The sequence below is a fragment of the Streptomonospora wellingtoniae genome (genome assembly GCF_031845375.1).
Classification (GTDB): Bacteria; Actinomycetota; Actinomycetes; order Streptosporangiales; family Streptosporangiaceae; genus Streptomonospora; species Streptomonospora wellingtoniae.
In genome coordinates this window covers 335,396-358,972 of record NZ_JAVREK010000002.1, presented here as the reverse complement: position 1 = coordinate 358,972, position 23,577 = coordinate 335,396, and the positions used below count along the sequence as shown (strand labels likewise).

The window sequence follows — 23,577 nt, the reverse complement described above, 5'->3', positions numbered from 1 at the left end:
GCGCGTGTCGGGTGCTTCGCCGCTCGTCGGGAGCCCGGCGCGTCCCGGCGGCCCCCCGGGACGCCGGCGGGGACCGGGTCAGCCGCGCGCCGCCACGGCCGCGGCGAAGCGGCGGCCGCGCTCCTTGTAGTCGGTGAACATGTCCATGGATGCGGCGGCGGGGGCGAGCAGGACCGTGTCGCCGGGGCGGGCCAGGCCGGCCGCGGCTCGCACGGCCTCCTCCATCGCGCCTTCGCCGGCGGTCTCGACCTCGACGACCGCGGTGTCGGGGGCGTGGCGGGCCAGAGCCGCGCGCAGCCGGTCGCGGTCGCGGCCCAGCAGCACCGCGGCGCGCAGCCGCGGCGCCGCCTCGCGCACCAGGTCCTCGACCTCGGCCCCCTTGAGCAGCCCGCCGGCCACCCACACCACCGACGCGAACGAGGCGAGAGCGGCGGCGGCCGCGTGCGGGTTGGTGGCCTTGGAGTCGTCGACGTAGTCCACGCCGCCCACCGAGCCCAGCTGTGCCATGCGGTGCGGCTCCGGCGCGAATGCGGCCAGCCCCGCGCGCACGGACTCCGGCGCCGCGCCCGCGGATCGGGCGAGCGCGGCCGCGGCCAGGGCGTTGGCGACGTTGTGCGGTGCCGCGGGCACGACGTCGGCGAGCGAGGCGAGCTCCACGGCGCCTCCGCGGGGGTCGGCCGCGAAGGCCCGGTCGACCAGCAGGTCCTCGACGACGCCGATCTGGCCTGCGCGCGGCGTGGCCAGGGTGAAGCCGTACAGCGGGGCGGCGGGGTCGCCGCAGGTCCGGGCCAGGTGCGCCGACCACGCGTCGTCGGCGTTGGCCACCCGCAGGGTCCCGCGAGCGTAGATGCGGCCCTTGGCGGCGGCGTATGCCTCCAGGCCGCCGTGCCAGTCGAGGTGGTCGGGCGCCACGTTGAGCACCGCGGCCGCGTGCGGAGCCAGCGTCGCCGACCAGTGCAGCTGGAAACTGGACAGCTCCACCGCCAGCAACTCGGGCGCGGGACGGGAGCCGCCGGGCAGCGCGGCCTCCATGATCGGGGTGCCGACGTTGCCCACGGCCAGTGCGTCGCGGCCGTCGGCGCGCAGCATGGCCTCCAGCATGCGCACTGTGGTGGTCTTGCCGTTGGTGCCGGTGATGGCCAGCCACCGCTGCCCCGCCGGGCGCAATCGCCACGCCAGTTCCACGTCGCCCACGATCTCGACCCCCCCGGCGGCGGCCTGCGCCAGCAGCGGCGCGTCGGGGCGCCAGCCGGGCGAGGTGACCACCAGGTCCGTTTCGGGAGGCAGGGCGTGCCCGCCCAGCAGCACGCGGGCTCCTTCGGCGCGCAACTCCCGGGCGAGGCCGAGGGTCCCCTCGTCCTCGCGGGCGTCGACGACGCTCACCCGCGCGCCGCGGGCCAGCAGGGCGCGGACCACCGGAGGCCCGGAGACCCCCAGCCCGGCCACGCACACCGCCCGCTCCCGGAGGGCGGCGGCGAAGCCGGGGTCGGCCGGGGCGTCCGTGCGCGACGGGCCGCCGGTGGGGGTCATCGGGGCATCCATTCCAGGTAGAACAGGCCGATTCCCACGCCCACCAGCAGCCCTTGGATGATCCAGAAGCGGATGACGATCGTGGTTTCGGCCCAGCCTTTGAGCTCGAAGTGGTGCTGCAGCGGCGCCATCCGGAATATGCGTTTGCCGGTGAGCCGGAACGAGCTGATCTGCACCATGACCGACAGCGTGATGAGCACGAACAGGCCGCCGATGACCAGCAGCAGCAGCTGGGTGCGGGTGGTGATGGCCAGGCCCACGATGAGCCCGCCCAGGGCCAGCGACCCGGTGTCGCCCATGAAGATCTTGGCGGGCGGCGCGTTGTACCAGAGGAAGCCGATGCAGCCGCCCAGGCAGGCCGCGGCCACCACCGCCAGGTCAAGCGGGTCGCGCACCGGGTAGCAGCTGGGCGCCAGGTAGGCCACGCAGCTCTGGCGCAGCTGCCAGTTGCCGATGATCACGTAGGCGACCAGCGACAGGATCATGGCGCCGGTGGCCAGGCCGTCCAGCCCGTCGGTGAGGTTGACGGCGTTGGAGAAGCCCACGATGAGGAACAGCGCCCAGGCCACGAACACGACCAGCAGCAGCGGCGGCCCGAAGTCGCGCAGGAACGACAGCTGCGGCGAGGCCGGCGTGTAACCGTAGCCGTTGGGGAACTGGGTGACGCCGACGGCGAACCCGACGCCCACGATCGTCTGGCCCAGCATCTTGGCGCCGCTGCGCAGGCCCAGGCTGCGGCGCTTGTAGATCTTGATGAAGTCGTCGAGGAAGCCGACGGCTCCCATTCCCACGAACAGGAACATCACCAGCAGCCCGGAGACGGTGGGCCGCGTCATCAGCACCAGGTGCGATGCGAAGTAGCCGATGATGGCGCCGACGATGATGACGATGCCGCCCATCGTGGGCGTGCCCTGCTTGGTCTTGTGCCCCTCGGGTCCGTCGTCGCGGACCTCCTGGCCGAACTTGAACCGGAACAAGACCCGGATGACCAGCGGCATGATCAGCAGAGAGACGAGCAGCGACAGGCCCGCCGCGACAAGAATGCCGGTCACTTGGCGGCCTCCCCGGACGTCCCGCCGGCCTGCGCGGCGGGCACGCCGCCTTCCGCCAGCTGCTCGGCGACCTTCTCCAGCCCTGCCACGCGCGATCCCTTCACCATGACGACGTCTTCCTGCCGCAATCGCGCGCGCAGGGCCGCGACCGCCTCGCCGGCGTCGCGGACCCGCAGCACCTCTCCGTCCCACCCGGGCTCGGCGGCGGCCCCCTCGGCCATGGGCGCGGCGTCGTCGCCGACCACCACGAGCGTGCGCACTCCGCTGCGGGCGGCCAGGGCGCCGGCACCGCGGTGCTCGGCGTCGGACGTCTCGCCCAGCTCGGCCATGACGCCCAGCACAGCGTGCGTGCGGCGCCCCCCCTGCCCGCCGAACGCCTCCAGCGTGCTCAGCGCCGCGGCGACGGACTCGGGGTTGGCGTTGTAGGCGTCGTTGACGACGGTGACGCCGCCGGGCGCCTCCGTGACCTCCATGCGCCAGCGGCTCACCGGGCCGGCCTGCGACAGCGCGGCGGCGATGGCGTCGGGCTCCATGCCCGCCTCGGCCGCCACGGCCGCCACGGCCAGCGCGTTGTGCACCTGGTGGGCGCCGACCAGCGCGAGGCGGACCGGGGCCGAGCGCTCGCCGACGAGCAGGGTGAATCCCGCACGTCCGGCGGCGTCGAGCTCGACGCTTTCGGCGCGCACGTGGGCACCGGGGGCCAGGCCGTAGGAGACGACGCGGGCGGCGGTGCGCTCGGCCATGGCGATCACGGCGTCGTCGTCGGCGTTGAGCACTGCGACGCCGCCGTCGGCTGCCGAGGGCAGCGCCTCGACGAGCTCGCCCTTGGCGCGGGCGATGGCCTCGCGGCTGCCGAACTCGCCGACGTGGGCGCTGCCGACGTTGAGGACCACGCCGATGCGCGGCGGCGCGATGCCGCACAGGTGGGCGATGTGGCCCATGCCGCGGGCGGCGACCTCCAGCACGACGAAGCGGGTGTCGGCGTCGGCGCGCAGCACGGTCAGCGGATGGCCGATCTCGTTGTTGTAGGAGCCCGCCGGCGCGACGGTGGGACCCAGACCGTCCAGGACCTGGGACATCAGGTCCTTGGTGGTGGTCTTGCCGGAGGAGCCGGTTATCCCGACGATGTCCGCTCCGGTCAGCTCGCCGGCCACGGCCCTGGCCAGACGGCCCAGGGCCGCAATCACCTCCTCGTCGCCTCCGTCGGTGAGCAACTGCGGCGCCGCGACCGGCCGGGATCCCAGGACCGCCGCGGCACCCGCGGCGACAGCAGACCGGGCGAAGTCGTGCCCGTCGACCTGTTCGCCGCCGAGGGCGACGAAGAGCGAACCTGGTTCGGCACGCCGGGAGTCGATGACGACGGGCCCGAACACGACGTCCGTGGGACGCGCCGGTCCGCTTATTCGGGATTGGGTGATCTCAGCGATCCGATCGAGCGTCAGCGCGATCAAATCCACTCCTCATGTCTGGCCAGGCCCATTTGCGCCGAAAGGCGCCTCGAACAGGGCGACGGCGCGGTTACAGGGGATGGCGCGATCCGTCGACCCTGGGGCGGCGAGGATACGCCGCGGGCCGGGCTGCGATTGCCGGACCTACCTTAGAACATTTGATTGCCCGCGTTGTGCGCAGACCGGAGTAGCCCGGCCCGTCGAGGCCCCGTGTCCACGGGCTCCCCGGCGCGGCCGCCGCGGCGCCCGGGGTCGGGCGTGCCGCGGGGCCGGCGCCCCGCCCGGTGCGGCGGGACGCCGGCTTGAGGCGCACGACCTGCCTGCGCCTGTGTTTGCTCGCTCGTCCGTACGTGGTGCGCCCCCTTCGTTCAGTGGGCGGCGCGCCGCCGCAGCGCGGCCAGCAGCACGTCGCGGTCGTCGAAGGGCAGAACCTCGCCGGCGACGTACTGGCCGGTCTCGTGGCCCTTGCCGGCCACCACTACGACGTCTCCGGTGCCCGCTCGGCGTACCGCCAGGTCGATGGCCTCGGCGCGGTCGGGCTCGACGGTGATGCGGGCGCGCTGGTCCCGGGGTACCTTGGCGACCCCGTCGAGCATGGCGGAGACGATCGCGACGGGGTCCTCGGTGCGCGGGTTGTCGTCGGTGACGACCAGGGCGTCGGCGAGGCGGGCGGCGGCCTCGCCCATCAGCGGGCGCTTGGCGCGGTCGCGGTCGCCGCCGCAGCCCACGACCATGGTCACCCGCCCCTCGGCGACGCCGCGCAGTGCGCTCAGCACGGCCTCGATCGCGCCCGGCTTGTGCGAGTAGTCCACGACGGCGGTGAAGTCCTGGCCGCCGTCGACGCGCTCCATGCGGCCCGGTACGCCGGGTGCCTCGGCCACGCCCTCGATGGCGCTGTGCAGCGGGACACCCGCCTCGACCAGTCCCACGACCGCGGCCAGGGCGTTGGAGACGTTGAAGGCGCCGGGCAGCGCCACCGAGGCGTCTGCGCGCATGCCGCCGGGGCCGGCGATGCGGAATGTGCTGCCGAGAGGTCCGAGGTCGACGTCCTCGGCGCGCCAGTCGGCGTCGAGGTCGCCTTCGGTGGAGAAGGTCGTCACCGGCACGGCGCCGCGCACCCGCACCTGGTCGATGAGGACCCGGCCGAAGCGGTCGTCGCTGTTGACCACCGCGATGCGGCAGTGCTCGGGCGTGAACAGCCGCGCCTTGGCGTCGAAGTAGTCGCGCAGGTCGCTGTGGAAGTCCAGGTGGTCCTGGGAGAGGTTGGTGAAGACGGCGACGTCGTAGCGGGCCCCGCCGACCCGGCCCAGGGCCAGCGCGTGGCTGGAGACCTCCATCGCCGCGGCCGCGACGCCCTCCTCGCGCATGCGCGCGAAGAGGCCGTGCAGGTCGGTGGCTTCGGGGGTGGTCAGCGACGAGGCGACGCGGCGGCCGCCGACGCGCATCTCGACCGTGCCGATCAGCCCCGTGGTCATGCCGGCGCTGCGCAGCCCCGACTCCACCAGGTAGGTGACCGTGGTCTTGCCGCTGGTGCCGGTCGTACCGATGAGCAGCAGGTCGTCGCCGGGTGCGCCGTAGACCCACGAAGCGACGCGCCCCAGCTCGGCGCGCGGGTCGGTGACCGTGACGACGGGCAGCCGCGTGGCGGCGGCCCGATCGTAGCCGGCGGGGTCGGTCAACACCGCCGCCGCGCCCGACTGCGCGGCCTGGGCGGCGAAGTCGGCGCCGTGGGCGCGGCTGCCGGGCAGCGCGGCGTAGAGGTCGCCGGGGCGCACGGCGCGCGAGTCGTGCGTGATGCCGCTGATCGCGGTGGCGCCGGGGTCGTCGTCCGCCCCGTTCGGGCCGCCCGAGTCGGCCTCGGAGGGCTCGACACACGTGACGAACGCCTCGCTGCCCAGCAGCCGGGCGAGCTCGGACAGCGGGCGGGGCTGGGTCTGGTCGGGTCGCATTACCGGTGGCACGTCGAGAGGTTATCGGCTGTGGGCGTCGACGGGTAATTCCGTGCAGTCGGCGGACGCGGCGGGGCGCCGGGCGGCGCGCTCACCCGCCGCCGAAAAGCCGGATGTTGGTCGGTTCGGTACCGGTCGGCGGGACCTTCTCCGACTTCAGCGCGAAGGACATGATGTCGGTGAAGACCGGCGCGGCGGCCTCGCCGCCGTAGTACTGGTCCTGGGGGTTGTGCAGGACGACCTGGACGACCAGCTCGGGGTCGTCGGCGGGCGCGAAGCCCACGAACATCGCGGTGTGCCCGCCGTTGTAGGTGCCGGTCTCGGGGTCGACCCGGTTGGCGGTGCCGGTCTTGCCGGCGACCCGGTAGTTGGGGATCTGGGCGGACTCGGCGGTGCCGTGCTCGCCGGTGACCGCCTCCAGCATCCGCGAGAGCTCGTCGGCGGTGTCCTTGCTGATGACCCGTCGGCTGGGCGCGTCCTCGGCGGGAGTGAGCCCGCCGTCCTCGCCGACGGTCCCCGCCACCAGGGTGGGCTCCACGCGCACGCCGCCGTTGGCGATGGTGGCATAGACGCTGGCCATCTGGGCGGCGTTGACCGACAGCCCCTGCCCGAAGGAGATGGAGGGCAGCTGGGTGCCCCACCAGTCGTCGGGGTGGGCGAGAATGCCGGCGTTCTCGCCGGGCAGGTCCAGTCCGGTGGGCGAGCCGAAGCCGAAGTCGCGCAGGTAGTCGTACAGGCGCTGGGGGCCCAGCTGCTGCCCGACCTTGATCGTACCGACGTTGCTGGACTGGGCCAGGATGCCGTTGAGGGTGAGCTGCTGGGTCTTGTGGAAGTGGTCGTCGGAGAAGGTGCGGTCGTGGATCTGCACCGAGTAGGGGACGGTGTAGACGCTCTCCGGTGTGGTCAGGCCCTCCTCCAGGGCGCCGGCCAGCGTGATGACCTTGTTGGTGCTGCCCGGTTCGAAGGCCTCGGCCACGGCGCCGTTGAGCCGGTCCCCGGCCTCGGAGTCGGCGTACTCGGACTGGTCGTAGGTGGGGTAGTCGGCCATGGCCAGCACCTCGCCGTCGGGGCGCATGACGATGGCGCTGCCGCCCTCGGCGTCGAGCTCCTCGACGCGCTCGGCGAGGGCCTGGCCGGCGTGCCACTGGATGTCGCGGTCGAGGGTGAGCTGCACGTCCTTGCCGGGCTCGGGCTCCTGGGAGAGGCCGCCGGCCATGGGGATCTGGACGCCCGAGGCGCCGGTCTCGACCTGCTGCTTGCCGGGCTTGCCGGCCAGCGTGTCCTCCATCACCGCTTCGAGGCCTTCGAGGCCGTGCCCGTCGGCCCCGGTGAACCCGACGAGGTCGGCGGCGCCGGTCTCGTCGGGGTAGACGCGCTTGTAGTCGGTCAGGGCCCCGACACCGCTGAGGCCGAGCGCCTCGATCTCGTCCCACGCCGCGGGCGAAACCTTCTCGGCCACGACCTGGTAGCGGCTGGGCTCGGCGTCGACCTTCCCGGCGACCTCGGCGCGGTCCAGGTCGAGCCGCTCGGTGAGCTCGTCGATCACCGTGCCGCGCTCGTCGTCCCGCACGGTCACGGGGTCGACGAAGACGGTCATGGCCTCGACCGAGAGGGCGAGCGGGTTGCCGGAGGAGTCGGTGATGTCGCCGCGCGTGGTGGGGATGTCGATGGTGGTCAGGCGCATGTCCTCGGCCGCCGCGGCGTAGTGGGAGGCGTCGATGGCCTGGATCTGGACCAGACGGCCCGCGAAGACCATGAGCACCACGGTCATGAGGATGCCGGCGATATGCAGGCGCCGCCGGGCGTTGCCGCGCTTGAAGGGGCGGCGCTGCGGGGGCCTGGGGCCACCGCCGCCGGGCCGACGGGGAGGCGGAGGCGGCCCCGAGCGCGGGCGCCGGGGCGGCGGCGCCTCGCGCGGGGTGCGGCCGGGGTCGCCGCTCCGCGGGCGGGACGGGCGCCCGCGCGGGACGGGCCCGCCGGACCGCGGGGCGGCGCCGGGGCGGCGCGGGTCGCGGGAGCGGCGGCCGTCTCGGGAGGAACTCACCTCGTCCTCCCGCCGACCGGATCGGCGGAGCGGCGTCTGTGCCGCTCCGAGAGCTGCGCGGGCGGCATCTGCCGAAGTCCTGCGCAGCGGGAGCGCACGGGGCTCACTCCGAGCCCGCCTCGGGCTGGGCGCCGGTGCCGGGCAGTCCGGAGTCGGCGCCGCCGCCGTCGCCGGTGACGCGTCGCTCGTCCAGGTCGAGGAAGAGGGGGGCCTCGCCGGGCCGCATCCCCATCTCCTCGGCCTCCTCGGCGATGCGCTCGGAGGACTCCAGGCGCACGACCTCCTCGCGCAGCGCCTCCTCCCGGTGTTCGAGCCGCTCGTTGCCCGTCTGGAGCTCGGAGATGGTGAAGGCGTCGGCCACCAGCACGGTGCGCAGCGCCAGCAGACTGATCAGCGCGCCGCTGAGCAGGCCGATTACCAGCAGCACGAAGGGCATGCGCGGCGCGCGCGGCGCGGGCCGCGCGGCCGCGCTGCGGCGGCGGGCCGGCGCCGGCGCGGTGCGCGGCGCGGTCCGGCGCGCCGGAGGCGCCTTGGCTGCCTTCCGGGTCCGCGCACTCTCCTCGGTGGCGCTGCTCATCGTGGTCCTCCCCGCTGTATCTCCCGCTGGGTCCGCGCCCGGCCGACCGCCGCCGCCGCTCTCACGGCCTGCGGACGCGTTCGGCGGCGCGCAGGCGCGCCGAGGCCGCGCGCGGATTCGCGTCGTTCTCCTCGTCGGTGGGGGATTCGGACCCCCGGGTCAGCAGCCGCAATTGGGGGCGGTGGTCGGGCAGCGGAACCGGGAGGTCTTCGGGTGTGGTGTCGGTGGCGAGCCCGGAGAGGGTGCGCTTGGTGATGCGGTCCTCCAGCGAGTGGTAGGACAGCACGGCGATGCGCCCGCCCACGGCGACGCGGTCGACGGCCTCCGGCAGCGCGCGGGCGAGGATCTCCAGCTCGGCGTTGACCTCGATGCGCAGCGCCTGGAAGGTGCGCTTGGCGGGGTTGCCCCCGGTGCGCCGGGTGGCCGCGGGTATGGCGTCGCGGACCAGCTCGGCGAGGTCGCGCGTGGAGTCCAGGGGCGCGGCGGCGCGGCGGCGCGCGACGGCCTGGGCGATGCGGCCGGCGAAGCGCTCCTCGCCGTACTCGCGCAGGATGCGCGCGAGCTCGGAGACGGAGTAGGTGTTGAGGACGTCGGCGGCGGTGCGGCCCTGGGTGCGGTCCATGCGCATGTCCAGCGGGGCGTCCTGGGAATACGCGAAGCCGCGCTCGGACTCGTCGAGCTGCGGCGAGGACACGCCCAGATCGAGCAGCACGGCCTGGACCTCGCGTACACCCAGGCCGTCGAGCACGGCGGGGATGTCGTCGTACTCGGCGTGGGCGAGCTCGACCCGGTCGCCGAAGGGCGCCAGCCGGGTGCGGCTGCGCTCCAGGGCCGTGGTGTCGCGGTCGACGCCGACGAGGCGGAGCCGGGGATGGGCGTCGAGGAGGGCGGCGGCGTGCCCGCCCAAGCCGAGGGTGCCGTCCACGAGGACGGCCCCGGGCTCGCTCAGGGCGGGTGAGAGCAGTTCGACGATGCGGTCGAGCATGACCGGCGTGTGTCCCGAACCGGGTCGGCCGCCGGTATCTGCCATGAGCACAGTGCCCCCTCCTCACTGGCCGCCCGGTGCCGCCGCGTGCGGTCGGCCGTCCGCGGACGCTCCCCCGTTGTTCCGCGGCGGCCGCGGGCCGGTCCCCCGCCGCCGGTGCCGCCGCGCTCCCCTGCGTGGCATCGGCCGCGGGCGGTCTCGGCCCGACCGAGGTCGGCTCCGTCGTCTCCTGCTTCCGGCGTGGCCGCCGGTACCGGCCGTGCGTCCTGCTGCCGTTCGCGCGGCCTCACGGCGTGCTCGCCCGCGGCCGTCCGGACGGGCCTCCAGGCGCGTGGCCTGCCGGCCGCGCTGCTGCGCGACCGCCACCTGGCGCCGGGGAAGATGCGCCAGCTGACTGCGGCTCGCGCCTGAAGGCCTGGGTCCGGACAGGACTTGGTCGGCGTGGCTTGGCGGACCGGTGTGCGCGGGTGTCGAAGCCGGCACCGCGGTCGCGCGAAGTCACAGCACCCCCGGCAACACCTCCTCCGACAGATCCGCGAAAGCCTGCTCCTGCTCGGTTTCGTATCGGGCCCACGCCGCGGAGTCCCAGATCTCCAGGCGCGTGTTGGCTCCGATGACGACGCAGTCGCGTTCCAGGCCGGCGTAGGCGCGCAGGCCGGCGGGAACCGTGATGCGCCCCTGCTTGTCGGGAACCTCGTCGGAGGCGCTGGCGAAGAACACCCGGCTGTAGTCGCGGACCGCCTTGGCGGTGACCGGCGCCGAGCGGAGGGCCTCGGTGATGCGCTGGAACTCGTCCAAAGGAAAGACGTAGAGGCAGCGCTCCTGTCCCTTCGTGACCACCAGTCCCCCCGACAGTTCGTCGCGGTACTTCGCCGGAAGGAACAGGCGTCCCTTCTCGTCGAGGCGCGGTTCGTGGGTCCCCAGAAACAAGGCCCACCTCCCAAGCCCCCGGCAGAGCAGTCTCCTGCTCCACGATGCTCCACTGTACTCCACTCTTCCCCACGGTCAACAGTTTCAATCGCCGCTGCGGCACATGGCGTCGCGAGAAAGAGCAGGTCAACGTGGGTGGAGCGGTGTGGAGCGCCGCGGGGTGCCCCTGCGGCGGGCGCCCCGCCTTCTCCCGCAGGCGCCCGCATGCGCGCGGGGCCCGTGCGACACAGCTCTCGGCACGCGGGCTCCCGCCGTTTTTGGGATTTGGTTTGCTTTCACCGACTTTGGCTCTAGCCTCGATTCCATCGACTCCGGCTCCCGTCGAGAGGGGACACGTGTCACTGGGCACGCGGCAGAACACGCAGGGGGACGGGATCCCGGACGGCGACGACGGCGTCCTCGCCGTCGCGGAGCGGATTCGCGACGCCGTCCAGACCGTGATCGAAGGCAAGCCCGACGTCGTGCGGATCGCGCTGACCGTCCTGCTCGCCGAGGGCCACCTGCTCATCGAAGACATTCCGGGCGTGGGCAAGACGATGCTGGCCAAGGCTCTGGGCCGAGCGGTCGACTGCTCGGTGCAGCGGGTGCAGTTCACGCCCGACCTGCTGCCGGCCGACATCACCGGCGTCAGCGTCTACCACCGGGACCGGCACGAGTTCGAGTTCAACCCCGGCCCCGTCTTCGCCAACATCGTGCTGGGCGACGAGATCAACCGCGCCTCGCCCAAGACGCAGTCCGCCCTGCTGGAGTGCATGGAGGAGATGCAGGTCAGCGTCGACGGCGAGACCCGCCGACTGGAGCGGCCCTTCATGGTGGTGGCCACGCAGAACCCCTCCGACATGGAGGGCACCTATCCCCTGCCCGAAGCCCAGCGCGACCGGTTCACGGCCCGTATCGCCGTGGGCTACCCCGCGCCGCAGGCCGAGCTGGACATGATCGACGCCCACAGCTCGGACTCGCCGCTGGACCGGCTGGAGCCGGTGGCCACGGTCGCCGACGTGCGCGCCATGGTCGACCGGGTCAAGTCGATCCACGTCGCACCGGGCGTCCGGCGCTACGCCGTCGACCTGGTCACGGCCACCCGCACCTCCTCGGCGCTGCGGCTGGGCGCCTCGCCGCGCGCCACGATCCACCTCGTCCGGGCAGCCCGCGCCTACGCCGCGCTGGAGGGGCGCCACTACGTCGTGCCCGACGACCTGCAGGCCCTGGCGGTCCCGGTGCTCGCGCACCGGCTGCTGCCCAGCCCCGAGGCGCGCATGGAGCGGCGCTCGCCCGAGCAGGTCGTCTCCGAGATCGTCGCCCGCCTGCCCATCCCCAGTCCGCGCTGAGTCCCGGGGAGCACGCGTGGGACTGCTGCCGGCGTTCACCGTTCGCGGCTGGGGACTGCTCAGCGGCGGGGCCGCGCTGATCGCCAGCGGCCTGGTCATCGGCGAGCGCGACCTCGTGGGCTTCGGCGTCCTGGTCTTCGCGCTCCCGCTACTGGCCGCACTGACCCTGTGGGGCGCGCCCGGCCGCGTGGTGCACAGCCGCGCGCTCCGGCCGACCCGCACCTCCGCGGGCGCCGACGCGCGCGTGCTGGTCCGCGTGGCCAACGCGTCGACCGCGCTGCCGGTCGGCGGTCTGCTGGTGCACGACGACCTGCCGTTCCAGCTCGGTCAGGCACCGCGGTTCAACATCGGGTTCCTGGGGCCGCGCGCGGTGCGCGACCTGACCTACCGGGTGCGGCCCGAGATCCGCGGCTCCTACGCCGTCGGGCCGCTGGCCCTGTCCTTCACCGACCCGCTCAACTGCCTGCGTCGCCGGCGCTCCGTCGGCGGGCCCATGACCCTGCTGGTCACCCCGCCCGTCGTGGCCCTGCCCCACGTGCCGGTGCCCGGCGGCACCGCCGAGGACGGCGACAGCACGGCGCGCTCGCCGGCGGGCGGCACCGACAACGACCCGGTGCCGCGCGGCTACCGGCACGGCGACGACATGCGCCGGGTGCACTGGCGCAGCACCGCCCGCCACGGGGAGCTGATGGTCCGCCGCGAGGAGCACCGGCTCAGCGACCGCAGCGCCGTACTGGCGGACCTGCGCGCGGGAGCCCACTCCGGCGCGGGGCCCGACTCCTCGCAGGAAGCCGTGGTCAGCGCGGCCGCGTCCGTGGCGCTGCACCTGCTCGGGCGCGGCCACGAGATGCGGCTGCACACCGACAGCGGCGAAGCCGCCGCCGCGACCGGGACCGACGTGCTCGACACCCTGGCGGTGGCCCCGCCCTCGTCCGCCACCGGCCTCGCCGGCGCCGCCGAGGCGATCGCGGGCTCCAACGTCAGCGGCCAGGGGCTGCTCGTCGCGGTCCTGGGCGCGCTTTCGGCCGACGACATCGGCGCGCTCTCCCGGCTGCCGGGCGGACGCGGCCGGAACACGTGCGTCGCGCTGCTGTGCACCCGGGCCGCCTGGTCCGACCCCGACTCCGCCCGGCGTTCGGCAGATGCCCTGCGCGAGGCGGGCTGGCTCGCGGCCGAGATCGGCCCGGTGGAGGACCTCTCCCGGGCGTGGGGCTCCGCGGTGCCGGGCCACGCCGGAGCGGGCGGCCGGTGAGCGGAGCACGCCGGCGGCAGACGCGACCGCAGCCCGCCCGAACCGATTCCCCGGTTAGGAGGAACGGCGCACACCCCCGCCGCCGCCCTCGGCGGACCGGCCCGGGGGGCGCCGGCACACGATGATCGCAAAGGCCGCGCTGACCCTGACCGCCGCCGCCGCGCTGCTGCTCGCGCTGCCCGCGCTGGCACCGCTGATCGCGGGCGGCACCTGGTGGGGCCCCTCGGTCGCCGTGGTTGTGGCCTGCGCTCTGACCGGACTGGTCCTGCGCGCCGCGCGAGTGACCGTGGTCGCGGTCCCGATCCTGCAGGCGGCCGCGGTGCTGGCAGTACTGACCGCCTCGTTCGTGTCCTACGCGGCTCCGCTGGGCTTCGTGCCCGCCCCGGGGGCGCTGGGCGAGCTCGTCGCCGTGTTCACCGAGGGCCGGGCGCAGATCGGTACGGAGACCACGCCCATCCCGGCGACCCCGGCGCTGGCGCTGGTGATCGCCGCCGCGACGGCGCTGCTGGCGATCGTCTCCGACTTCCTTGCGGTGACCGCGCGGGCGGCCGCCGTGACGGCGCTGCCCCTGGCAGGGCTGCTGCTGGTGCCGCTGCTGGTCGACGACCGGGGCGTGGAGGGCTCCGCCTTCGCCTGCGCGGCAGTGGGCTACGTGGTCCTGCTGGCGGTGGACGGCTGGGTGCGCGGTTCCGGCTGGGGGATCCGGGTGCGTGCCGAGCACGACACCGCCGCGCCCGTGCTGGGCGGATTCCAGCACATCGCCGCCACCGCCGGCGTCGCCGCAGCCGCCGTGGCACTGGCGCTGCTCGTCCCGCCGGCCGTGCCGGGGCTGACGTCGAGCTCGCTGTACGCGCTTGCCGACGGAACGCGGCTCGGCGGCGAGACCATCACCACCACCCACCCCCTGGTCAGCCTGCGCCGCGACCTGGCCTCGACCTCCGACCGGCCGGTGCTGAGCTACGAGACCGACGCCGATCGGCCGGACTACCTGCGCATGTACGCATTGGACGCCTTCGACGGGCAGAGCTGGACCATGTCGCGGCTGCGCGCCCGGGGCGACGGCGACCTCGGCGACGAACTCCTGCCCTCCCCGCCCGGACAGAGCAGTATCGACAGCCGGCGGGTCACCACCGAGGTGACCCTTGCCGACCGATTCGAAGCCGACTTCCTGCCGATGCCCTACCCGGCGCGTCGGCTGTCGGCCGCCGGCGAGTGGTACGCCGACCCCGCGACGCTGATGGTGTTCACCACCGGCGCTCCCGCCCGGGGCGACAGCTACGAGGTCACCAGCCTGGTGAACGAGCCCGACCCCGACATGCTGGCCGCGGACCTGCCCCCCGGAAGCGACCTGGACGAGCGCTATCTGGAGGTCCCCGACGGCGTCGACGAGCGCACCGCGGAGCTGGCCGACTCGATCACCTCCGGTGCCGGCACCGCCCACGAGCAGGCGGTGGCGCTGCAGGACTGGTTCAGCACCGCGGGCAGGTTCGACTACGACCTCAGCCCGCCCTCCATCCCGGAGGGCGCGGACCCGCTGAGCTACTTCCTGTTCGAGAGCCGGGTGGGCTACTGCGAGCAGTTCGCGGGCGCTATGGCGCTGCTGGCGCGGCAGGCGGGCATCCCCGCGCGCGTGGCCATCGGCTACACCGCCGGGACACGGACCGGCGGCGACTCGTGGGAGGTCACCGAGTCCGACGCCCACGCCTGGCCCGAACTGTACTTCGAGGGCGCGGGGTGGCTGCGGTTCGAGCCGACCCCCGCCTCCTCCGGCGGCCAGGGCACCGCCACCGTCCCCGACTACGCCGACACGGTGCCCTCGGCACCGCGGGGTGAGCCGGGGCCCGGCGGGCAGGCGGGCCGGCCGGACGATGAAGCGGCGCCGTCGGCGGGACCCCGGGGGCAGGAGGAGCCCACCGCGTCCTCGGACAGCCCGGAGCCGACCGGGGACGACGAAGGGGGAGCCGGCGGCGGGCCGGGCGAGGGCCGGGCAGACGGATGGTGGTGGGCTGCGCTGGTTCCCGCGCTGCTGGCCGTCGCAGCGGTCCCCGGAATCATCCGGGTCCTGGTGCGGCGCACGCGCTGGGTGCGCGCGGGCACGCCCGCGCAGCGTGCCCGCGCCGCGTGGCGGGAGCTGCGCGACGATTGCCGCGACCTGGGCCTCCCGTGGAGCCGGGCGGAGTCGCCGCGTGCGGTGGCCGGGCGGCTCACCGCCGACCGCGGGCTGGCCCCCGCGGCCGAGGCGGCGCTGTGGCGCCTGGCGATGGCCGAGGAGAGCGCGCGCTACGCCCCGGAGTTCCGCCAAGAGGGCTCGCCCTCCAACGACAGCCGGCTGGTGCGCTCCGCGCTGCGGGCGTCCCGCGGGCGCGGTGCCGCGCTGCGGGCGGGCCTGCTGCCCGGGTCGCTGCTTCCTGCGACGCAGACCGCGCCGGAGGCGCCGCGAGCCCAGCGGCCCGGTACCGCGGCGGGCTGAGGCGCCGCGGGCAGCCGTCCGCCGCGGCCGCTCACGGCGGGTCCCGCGCGGCGCGGTCCCGGGAGTACGGTCCTCGGCGGCGCCCGCCCCCGGGTGCACGCACGAGAACGCGCCCACCGGACCCCTCCGGTGGGCGCGTTCTCGTGTACGGGTGCCCGCCCGCGACCGGGTGACGACCGCGGTGCGAGGGCTACTTGTCGCCGCCCTCCTGGCGGCGGCGCCACCGCTCCTCGAAGCGGTGCATCATCCCGGGGCGCTGCTGGCGCTTGCGCTGTTTGGGCTCGGCGGACTTGCCCTGCGGCTGCTGAGCCTGCGCCTGGGCCTCGCCTCCGCCGCCGGCGACGCGCCGCCAGGCGGACAGGCCCCACAGCAGACAGGCCAGCATGACGATGAAGCCGATGACGCCGACGATGACCTGCTGGAGGATCGCGCCGCCCATCAGGAGCGAGATCCCGACGACGAACCCGATCGAGGCCTGCACGATCGACCGCTTGTAGTGCACGGCCGGGTTCGTCTTGCTCACGGTGTTGGCGAACTTCGGATCCTCGGCGTACAGCGCCTGCTCGATCTGGTCGAGCATACGCTGCTCGTGTTCAGAGAGCGGCACGGCGCCTCCCAATGACAGTCCCTGCGTGGGGTGAGGTGTGCTGACCAACAGGCCGTTGTTCAGTGGTATGCCCAGAATAAGGCGCCTTAGCGCCTACTGAAAAGAAAAGATGAGCGTGCAGCTGGCCCACATGGGCCACATTACCCTCACCGTCTAACCGCAACACGGCTGCGCTCGCCCTTCTGCCGTCCCCTGCACTACCGCGGGACGCCGCCGACCGGTCGGGCCGGCCAGGCATCCCCGCCCCTGTAACGGATTCGACCATCCGAAAGTTGCAGTACTATACGTCATCCTCCTCACGCTTGGCCAAGGCCGCCGGTCGGATTGCCCCCGCCCCGAACCGCCGCGTGACCGCGTCCATGGCCTGCTCGGCCTCGCGCCAGCCGGTCTCGGGCTCGTCCAGGCTGAGTTGGCGGTGGGAGTCGGCGACCGGCGCCAGTCCCTCCATTCGCACCCCCACCAGCCGCAGCCGCACCCGTTCCAGGCCCGCCGCGGCGTAGAGCTCGCGCGCGGCGGCGCTGATCTCGTGCGCGACGTCGGTGGACTCGGCCAGGGTGCGCGAGCGGGTGATGGTGGTGAAGTCGGCCCGGCGCAGCTTCACCACGACCGTGCGGCCGACGTGCCGGCCGGCCCGCATCCGCCGGGCGACCTTCTCCGACAGCCGCAGCAGCTCCCGCCGGATGACCTCGGGGTCGTCGACGTCGCGGGGGAAGGTCTCCTCGGCGCCGATGCTCTTGTCGGGCGAGGACGGTACGACCGGGCTCTCGTCGCGTCCCCGGGCGAGGCCGGCCAGGCGGTCGCCCAGTGCCGTCCCGAACTCGCCGCGCAGGGTGGCCGCCGAGACACGCGCCAGGTCGCCGACCGTGCGCAGGCCCAGCCGGGTCAGGGTCTGCTCGGTCTTGTCCCCCACGCCCGCCAGCGCGCCGACCGGCAGCGGGTGCAGGAACGCGGTCACGCGCTCGGGCGGCACGGCCAGCAGGCCGTCGGGCTTGCACCGGGTGGAGGCGAGCTTGGCCACCAGCTTGGTGGGCGCGGCGCCCACCGAGCAGGTCAGGCTCTGCTCGTCGCGCACCCGGCGGCGGATCTCCTCTGCGATGCGCACCGGGCCGCCGAGGCGGCGCCGGGCGCCGGAGACGTCCAGGTAGGCCTCGTCCAGGGAAACGCGCTCGACCTCGGGGGTGACCGCCAGCAGGATGTCCATGACGGCCTCGGAGACCCGCTTGTAGTGGGCGCCGTCGGGCGGGAAGACCATCGCGTCGGGGCACAGCCGCAGCGCGCGCACCATGGGCATGGCCGAGTGCACGCCGTAGGTGCGGGCGATGTAGTCGGCCGAGGAGACCACGCCGCGCGGCCCGGTGCCGCCGACGATGATGGGCTTGCCGCGGGTCTCGGGGTGCACCAGCCGCTCGACGCCGGCGAAGAAGGCGTCCATGTCGATGTGCAGGACGGTGCAGCCGGCGGTGTCCTCGCTGTCGCCCTCCGGCAGCGGTTCGACCCCGCTGGGCCCGATCATCCCGCGCAGCGCCTGACCGCGCTCGAGCTGGCGTCGGCTCATGCCACCAGTGTGCCGCCGCCGGCGCGGGACGCGCCAGCGGCCCCGTCCGATTGCGTCGTCACAGCGGCTTGCGGGCCAGCAGGTGGATCTGGGTGGCGATCCCCGACAGCGCCGGGTGCACAGCGGCCGCCTTCTCCAGCTCCAGCAGCTGCTCGCCGATCCCGTGCTCGCCGTCGAGCACCCGTCCGGGCAGCAGGTCGGCGAAGACCCGCACGCCGCGGACGTCGGCGCGGCCCAGCCCGGCCCGCTCGGCGAGGTCGACGAGCCGGTCGACGGTGAATCGGCGCGGCATGGGGTCGGCGGTGCCCCAGCGGCCCTCGGGGTCGTCGAGCAGGTGGCGGGCGTCGGCCAGGTGTCCGGCGAGCGCCCGGTGCAGCACGCCGGCCAGTGCGTTGGTCGCCAGCACGCTGACGGCGCCGCCGGGCCGGGTGAGCGCGGCGACGTCGGCCAGGGCGGCCGCCGGCTCCTCGACGTACTCCAGCACGTTGTGCATCAGCACCAGGTGCGCGTGGGCCTCCGGCAGCAGCTGCGCCAGGTCGCCGGTCTCGCCCTGCAGCGCGCGCACGCGCACACCGGCCTCGGCGGCCCGGCGCTCCAGGGCCGCCAGCGAGTCCGGGCTGGGGTCGACCACGGTGACGCGGTGGCCGAGCCGCGCGAGCGGGACGGCCGCGCCGCCGGTGCCGCCGCCGGCGTCGACGATGTCCAGGCCGTCGCCGCCGGGGGGCTCCTGCTCCGCCAAGGCGGTGCGCAGCACCTGCCAGACGACCTCGGTGCGGGCTGCGCTGGCGGCGCGGTGCGGGCCGGAGCCCGTGCCGAGATCGCCCGGGACGGTGCCGCCGTGTGGCTTGTCGCTCAACACCGGCTCCCCTTCTGCTTGCTGGTCGAAAGCCCGCCGACCGGCGGCGCCGGTCAGGGCGCGAGCTGGGCCTTGTTCTCCATCAGCCGCGAAAGAAGGCCGTTGATGAAGGACGGGGACTCGTCGGTGGAGAGCTGGCGCGCCACCGCGACCGCCTCGGAGATCGCGACGCCGTCGGGGATGTCCTCGGCCCACAGCAGCTCATAGGCGCCCATCCGCAGGATGTTGCGGTCGACCACCGGCATGCGCTCAAGCGACCAGTCGATCGCGTAGTCGTCGAGCAGCGCGTCGAGGCGTTCGCGGCGCTCGTCGACGGCGCAGGCCAGCTGAACCGTGAACTCGTTGATCGGCGGCTCGGTCTGGGCGCGGCGGCGCTCGACGACGTCCCCGACCGCCGTGGCGCGCACCTCGGCCTCGTAGAGGATCTCCACGGCGCGTCTGCGCGCCTTGCGCCGCGCGCCTCCGCCACTGCTCATCGCTGCTCCGCCCGCGGACCCCGGACACCGATCGCGGTCGGCGCCATCAGTTGACGCGGCCGAGGTAGTCGCCGGTGCGGGTGTCGACCTTCACGCGCTCGCCCGTGGTGATGAACAGCGGGACCTGGATGACCGCGCCGGTCTCGATGGTGGCGGGCTTGGTGCCGCCGGTGGAGCGGTCGCCCTGCACGCCGGGGTCGGTCTGGGTGATCTCGACCTCCACCGCGGCGGGCAGCTCGACGTAGAGCGGGGCGCCCTCGTTCACCGCGACGGTCACCATGGCGCTCTCCAGCAGGTAGTCGGCGTTCTTGCCGACCACCTTGGCCTCGACGGGCAGCTGGTCGTAGGTCTCGGTGTCCATGAAGATGTAGGACTCGCCGTCGCTGTAGAGGTACTGCATGGCACGGCGGTCCACATTGGCGATCTCGACCTTGGCGCCGGCGTTGAAGGTCTTGTCGACGACCTTCCCCGAGGTGACGTTCTTCAGCTTGGTGCGGACGAACGCTCCGCCCTTGCCGGGCTTGACGTGCTGGAACTCCACGACGTTCCAGAGTTCTCCGCCGTCGAGCTTCAGCGTCGTGCCGTTCTTGAGGTCGTTCGTCGAGGCCACTTGGGTCGTCTCTCCAGAGGGTCGGGCTCGTTCGGTGGCGGGCGGGCGCCCGCAGCGCGGCCGCGCGGGGCGGCCTGCGCCGTCGTCAATGCAGTCTAGTGGGTTTCACCGGTGCGGGCGTTCACACAGACCCGCAGGTGCTCGGGGCCTCAGGTGCTCATCGCGGCGTACGCCGCGTCCAGCAGCTCGGGGGCGGGTGCGGCCAGCACCGCGGGCTCGGCGAGTGCGTCGAGCACGATGAAGCGCAGGGTGGCGCCGCGGGCCTTCTTGTCGACGCGCATGGCGCGCCGCAGCTCGGGCCAGGGCGCGCCGGAGTAGCCGGTGGGCAGCCCGACCGAGGCGAGGGTCGTACGGTGCCGTTCGACCAGGGCGGCGTCGATGCGGCCGTCCAAGCGCGCCAGCTCGGCGGCGAAGACCATGCCCACGGCCACGGCGTAGCCGTGCCGGAACGTGTAGTCCTCGGCCCGCTCGACGGCGTGTCCGAGGGTGTGCCCGTAGTTGAGGATCTCGCGGCGGCCGCTCTCGCGCAGATCGCCCGAGACGACCTCGGCCTTGACGGAGACGGCGCGCTCGATGAGCTCGCGGGTGTGGCGCCCGTCGGGCCGGGCGGCACCCTCGGGGTCGGCCTCGACGAGGTCGAGGATGGCGGGGTCGGCGATGAACCCGGCCTTGACCACCTCGGCCAGACCGCCGATGTAGTCGGACGCGGGCAGGCCGGCCAGGGTGTCCAGGTCGCACAGCACCCCGGAGGGCGGGTGGAAGGACCCGACGAGGTTCTTGCCTTCGGCGGTGTTGACGCCGGTCTTGCCCCCCACGGCGGCGTCGACCATGCCCAGCAGGGTCGTGGGCACCAGGACGCTGCGCACGCCGCGCAGCCAGGTCGCCGCGACGAACCCGGCCAGGTCGGTCGCCGCGCCGCCGCCCACGCCCACTACGGCGTCGCTGCGGGTGAACCCGGCCTGTCCCAGCCGGCTCCACAGCCCGGCGGCGACCTCGGCGGTCTTGGCGGCCTCGCCGTCGGGCACGGCCAGCGGGTGGACGTTGTAGCCGGCCGCGCCCAGCGCGGTCAGCGCGGGGCGGGCCAGCTCGCCCAGGCCCTGGGGGTGGACGACGGCGACCTGCTCGGCCCGCTCGCCCACCAGGGCGGGCAGCTCGGCGAACACCCCGCGGCCGACCACGACGTCGTAGGGGTCGGCGCCGCCGACGCGGATGCGGGCGGCGCTCATCGTGTGTGCTCCCGGTACTGGGGCAGGCCCTCGACGATGGCGTCGACGATCTCCTCGGGGTGGTAGCCGCTGGTGGGCACGGTCGCCCGCGCCAGTCCCTCGTAGACGGGAAGCCGCTCCTCCAGCAGCTTGCGCAGCCGGGTCCGGGGGTTGCCGGCCAATAGGGGACGGGGGGTGTCCAGGCCGACCCGCTTGGCGGCGTCGGCGAACTCCACCTGCAGGTAGACCACGTGGTGGCGGCCGAGCTCATCGGAGGTCCCGGGGTCAAGGACCGAGCCGCCGCCCAGCGCGACCACGCCGGCCCAGGAGGACAGCGCTTCGGCGACGATCTCGCGCTCCAGCGCGCGGAAGGCGGGCTCGCCGTCCTCGACGAAGACGTCCCCCACGGACTTGCCGGCGCGCGCCTCGACCTCGGTGTCGGTGTCGAGCAGATCCACGCCCAGCCGCTCGGCCAGGGCCCGGCCGACCGTGGTCTTGCCCGCGCCGGGCGAGCCGATCAGGACCGCGACCGGTGTGCTCATCGGTGTCTCCTCGGTTGTCGTCCGCCGGGCCCGCCGCACCCGGCCGTGCGCGCCTGCTATTGGATCTCCAGCGTATCCAGGTAGGCGCGGGCGTTGCGGGCGGTCTCGTCCAGGGAGTCGCCGCCGAACTTCTCCACGGCGGCCTCGGCCAGCACCAGCGCCACCATGGCTTCGGCCACCACGCCCGCCGCCGGCACCGCCGTGACGTCGCTGCGCTGGTGGTGGGCCCGGGCCGGCTCCCCGGTGGCCACGTCGACGGTGTCCAGCGCGCGCGGGACGGTCGCGATCGGCTTCATGGCCGCGCGCACCCGCAGCGGACCGCCGGTGGTCATACCGCCTTCGACGCCGCCCGCGCGGTTGCTGCGGCGACGCACGCCGCCGGGTCCGGGCTCGATCTCGTCGTGGGCGTCCGAGCCGCGCCGGGCGGCGGTGCGGAATCCGTCGCCGACCTCGACCCCCTTGATCGCCTGGACGCCCATCAGGGCGCCGGCCAACCGGGAGTCCAGGCGGCGGTCCCAGTGCACGTGGCTGCCCAGCCCCGGCGGCAGGCCGTAGGCGAGCACCTCGACGACGCCGCCCAGGGTGTCGCCGGCCTTCCTGGTGTCGTCTACCTCGGCGACCATGCGCGCGCTGGTGTCGGGGTCGAAGCAGCGCAGCGGGTCGGCGTCGACGCGCTCCAGGTCTGCGGGCTCGGGCTGCACGGAGTCGGGGACGCTGACGGTGCCCATCGACACGACGTGGCTGAGCACCTCGACGCCCAGGGCCTGGCGGCAGAACGCGCGGGCGACCTCGCCGATGGCGACGCGCGCCGCGGTCTCGCGGGCGCTGGCGCGCTCCAGCACGGGGCGGGCCTCGTCGTGGCCGTACTTCTGCATGCCCACCAGATCGGCGTGTCCGGGGCGGGGCCGGGTCAGCGGCGCGTTGCGCGCCACGCCCTCCAGCTCCTCCGCGGGCACGGGGTCGGGCGACATCACCCGCTCCCACTTGGGCCACTCGGAGTTGGCGACCTCGACGGCCACCGGACCCCCCTGGGTCAGGCCGTGGCGGATGCCCCCGACCAGGGTCACCTGGTCCTGCTCGAACTTCATCCGGGCGCCCCGGCCGTACCCGGCGCGACGGCGGGTCAGCGCGGCGGCGATGTCGTCCGAGGTGACGGCGACGCCGGCCGGAAGGCCCTCCAGTATCGCGACGAGTGCCGGTCCGTGGGACTCCCCCGCGGTCAGCCAGCGCAACATGCCTCCGATCATTTCACGGGCGGAGCGGCCGCGGCACATCGCGTGGCCCGCCCCGCGGGCGGCGTCAGAGCGGCGCTCCGGCCGGCACACCCGCCAGCAGCACGGCCAGCGCGCCGCCGATCATGAACGGGCCGAAGGGGATCTGGGTGCGCCGGGTGGCGCGGCGCAGGGCCAGCAGGGCGACGCCGTAGGCGGCGGAGGCCGCGAAGGCCGCGAACGTGCCCGCCGCGACCGCGCCGGGACCGGCCCAGCCGAGGTAGAGGCCGATGAGTCCGGCGATCTTGACGTCGCCCCAGCCCATGCCGGCGGGGTGGACGAACCACAGCAGCCAGTAGAGGGCGGCCAGGCCCGCCATACCGCCCAGGGGGTAGGCCGTGGCGAGCAGGTCGGCGCCGGTGAGCGCGGCCGGGCCGGGGGTGCGAGCGGCGCGCTCCAGCACCGCGGCGCCGAGCACCAGCGGGACGGCCACGGGGTAGGAGGGGCCCACGATCGCGTTGGGCAGCCGGTGCACGCGGACGTCGATCGCGGCCAGCACCGCGCCCGCAGTCGAAAGGAACAGGAGCGCGGCGACCCACAGCGGGTTGGCGGCGGCTCCCGCTGCGCCTTCGGTGGCGCCGACCGCCGCGAACAGCAGCGCGGTCGCTGCGGCAGTCGCGGCCGATGACGGGATCCGCCGGGCGCAGGCGGGGCAGCCGCCGGTGCGGGCGTAGCCGCGCACCCGCACCGCCGGCAGCCAGGGCACGAAGGGAACCTGCGCACCGCAGTGCGGGCAGGCGGGAGGGGGCGGCGGGGTGTCGTCGTCGGGACCGGGGTCGTGGCGGGCGAACAGGGGCACCAGCCGGCCGGACGCGGCGCCGACCGCCGCACCGGCGGCGCCCAGCGCCAGCGCCAGCGCGATGTCGGCGATTCCGGGCATGGGCGGAAAC

The 23,577-nt window shown here is 74.5% G+C and carries 20 protein-coding genes; 3 read left to right on the top strand and 17 right to left on the bottom strand.

Annotated features, from left to right (window positions below; translation table 11 throughout):
* Positions 1 to 78 precede the first annotated feature (78 nt).
* From murD to mraZ, 8 genes are all read right to left on the bottom strand, one after another.
* On the bottom strand, positions 79 to 1,530 hold the full coding sequence (gene murD, locus RM446_RS03380) for a UDP-N-acetylmuramoyl-L-alanine--D-glutamate ligase (protein WP_311543567.1): 1,452 nt from the start codon (positions 1,528 to 1,530) through the stop codon (positions 79 to 81).
* On the bottom strand, positions 1,527 to 2,582 hold the full coding sequence (gene mraY, locus RM446_RS03375; RefSeq protein WP_311543566.1) for a phospho-N-acetylmuramoyl-pentapeptide-transferase: 1,056 nt from the start codon (positions 2,580 to 2,582) through the stop codon (positions 1,527 to 1,529). The genes murD and mraY overlap by 4 nt, the downstream gene beginning before the upstream one ends.
* On the bottom strand, positions 2,579 to 4,033 hold the full coding sequence (locus tag RM446_RS03370) for a UDP-N-acetylmuramoyl-tripeptide--D-alanyl-D-alanine ligase (protein WP_311543565.1): 1,455 nt from the start codon (positions 4,031 to 4,033) through the stop codon (positions 2,579 to 2,581). Before RM446_RS03370 ends, mraY begins: the two co-directional genes overlap by 4 nt.
* Before the next feature lie 365 nt (positions 4,034 to 4,398).
* Positions 4,399 to 5,979, bottom strand: coding sequence for a UDP-N-acetylmuramoyl-L-alanyl-D-glutamate--2,6-diaminopimelate ligase (locus RM446_RS03365; protein ID WP_311543624.1), 1,581 nt, complete (start codon positions 5,977 to 5,979; stop codon positions 4,399 to 4,401).
* Positions 5,980 to 6,070: 91 nt separating this feature from the next.
* Positions 6,071 to 8,023: a peptidoglycan D,D-transpeptidase FtsI family protein gene (locus RM446_RS03360; RefSeq protein WP_311543564.1), complete on the bottom strand. Its 1,953-nt coding sequence runs from the start codon at positions 8,021 to 8,023 to the stop codon at positions 6,071 to 6,073.
* A gap of 103 nt (positions 8,024 to 8,126) precedes the next feature.
* Positions 8,127 to 8,600, bottom strand: coding sequence for a hypothetical protein (locus RM446_RS03355; RefSeq protein WP_311543563.1), 474 nt, complete (start codon positions 8,598 to 8,600; stop codon positions 8,127 to 8,129).
* A gap of 61 nt (positions 8,601 to 8,661) precedes the next feature.
* The gene (rsmH, locus tag RM446_RS03350) at positions 8,662 to 9,630 is read right to left on the bottom strand and encodes a 16S rRNA (cytosine(1402)-N(4))-methyltransferase RsmH (RefSeq protein WP_311543623.1); all 969 of its coding nucleotides are present in this window, start codon (positions 9,628 to 9,630) and stop codon (positions 8,662 to 8,664) included.
* 453 nt (positions 9,631 to 10,083) lie between these two features.
* Positions 10,084 to 10,515 carry a division/cell wall cluster transcriptional repressor MraZ gene (gene mraZ / locus RM446_RS03345; protein ID WP_311543562.1) on the bottom strand — a complete coding sequence of 144 codons (432 nt, stop codon included), beginning with the start codon at positions 10,513 to 10,515 and terminating at the stop codon, positions 10,084 to 10,086.
* Positions 10,516 to 10,850: 335 nt separating this feature from the next.
* Between mraZ and RM446_RS03340 the strand changes: the two genes are divergently transcribed.
* From RM446_RS03340 to RM446_RS03330, 3 genes are all read left to right on the top strand, one after another.
* The gene (locus RM446_RS03340) at positions 10,851 to 11,843 is read left to right on the top strand and encodes an AAA family ATPase (protein WP_311543561.1); all 993 of its coding nucleotides are present in this window, start codon (positions 10,851 to 10,853) and stop codon (positions 11,841 to 11,843) included.
* A gap of 16 nt (positions 11,844 to 11,859) precedes the next feature.
* Positions 11,860 to 13,095, top strand: coding sequence for a DUF58 domain-containing protein (locus tag RM446_RS03335; RefSeq protein WP_311543560.1), 1,236 nt, complete (start codon positions 11,860 to 11,862; stop codon positions 13,093 to 13,095).
* Between the two features lie 121 nt (positions 13,096 to 13,216).
* Positions 13,217 to 15,565, top strand: coding sequence for a transglutaminaseTgpA domain-containing protein (locus RM446_RS03330; protein WP_311543559.1), 2,349 nt, complete (start codon positions 13,217 to 13,219; stop codon positions 15,563 to 15,565).
* 190 nt (positions 15,566 to 15,755) lie between these two features.
* On the opposite strand, the gene RM446_RS03325 is transcribed toward RM446_RS03330, so the two are convergent.
* The 9 genes from RM446_RS03325 to RM446_RS03285 all read right to left on the bottom strand — a co-directional run bounded on the left by RM446_RS03325 (position 15,756) and on the right by RM446_RS03285 (position 23,567).
* Positions 15,756 to 16,172, bottom strand: coding sequence for a DUF3040 domain-containing protein (locus RM446_RS03325; protein WP_311543558.1), 417 nt, complete (start codon positions 16,170 to 16,172; stop codon positions 15,756 to 15,758).
* Positions 16,173 to 16,452: 280 nt separating this feature from the next.
* Entirely contained in the window at positions 16,453 to 17,727 is a 1,275-nt protein-coding gene (dinB, locus tag RM446_RS03320; protein ID WP_311543557.1) for a DNA polymerase IV, read from the bottom strand.
* A gap of 58 nt (positions 17,728 to 17,785) precedes the next feature.
* The gene (locus RM446_RS03315; protein WP_311543556.1) at positions 17,786 to 18,583 is read right to left on the bottom strand and encodes a methyltransferase; all 798 of its coding nucleotides are present in this window, start codon (positions 18,581 to 18,583) and stop codon (positions 17,786 to 17,788) included.
* Between the two features lie 53 nt (positions 18,584 to 18,636).
* On the bottom strand, positions 18,637 to 19,059 hold the full coding sequence (gene nusB / locus RM446_RS03310) for a transcription antitermination factor NusB (RefSeq protein ID WP_311543555.1): 423 nt from the start codon (positions 19,057 to 19,059) through the stop codon (positions 18,637 to 18,639).
* Between the two features lie 46 nt (positions 19,060 to 19,105).
* A complete protein-coding gene (gene efp, locus RM446_RS03305; protein WP_311543554.1) occupies positions 19,106 to 19,669 on the bottom strand; it encodes an elongation factor P in 564 nt (187 codons plus the stop codon).
* 149 nt (positions 19,670 to 19,818) lie between these two features.
* Entirely contained in the window at positions 19,819 to 20,895 is a 1,077-nt protein-coding gene (aroB, locus tag RM446_RS03300; RefSeq protein ID WP_311543553.1) for a 3-dehydroquinate synthase, read from the bottom strand.
* Positions 20,892 to 21,416 (bottom strand): shikimate kinase, encoded by a 525-nt coding sequence (locus RM446_RS03295; protein ID WP_311543552.1) that lies wholly within the window; start codon positions 21,414 to 21,416, stop codon positions 20,892 to 20,894. The genes aroB and RM446_RS03295 overlap by 4 nt, the downstream gene beginning before the upstream one ends.
* A 56-nt stretch (positions 21,417 to 21,472) precedes the next feature.
* Positions 21,473 to 22,651 carry a chorismate synthase gene (aroC, locus tag RM446_RS03290; RefSeq protein WP_311543551.1) on the bottom strand — a complete coding sequence of 393 codons (1,179 nt, stop codon included), beginning with the start codon at positions 22,649 to 22,651 and terminating at the stop codon, positions 21,473 to 21,475.
* Positions 22,652 to 22,715: 64 nt separating this feature from the next.
* Positions 22,716 to 23,567, bottom strand: a complete 852-nt coding sequence (locus RM446_RS03285; RefSeq protein ID WP_311543550.1) for an A24 family peptidase — start codon at positions 23,565 to 23,567, stop codon at positions 22,716 to 22,718.
* Positions 23,568 to 23,577: the final 10 nt, after the last annotated feature.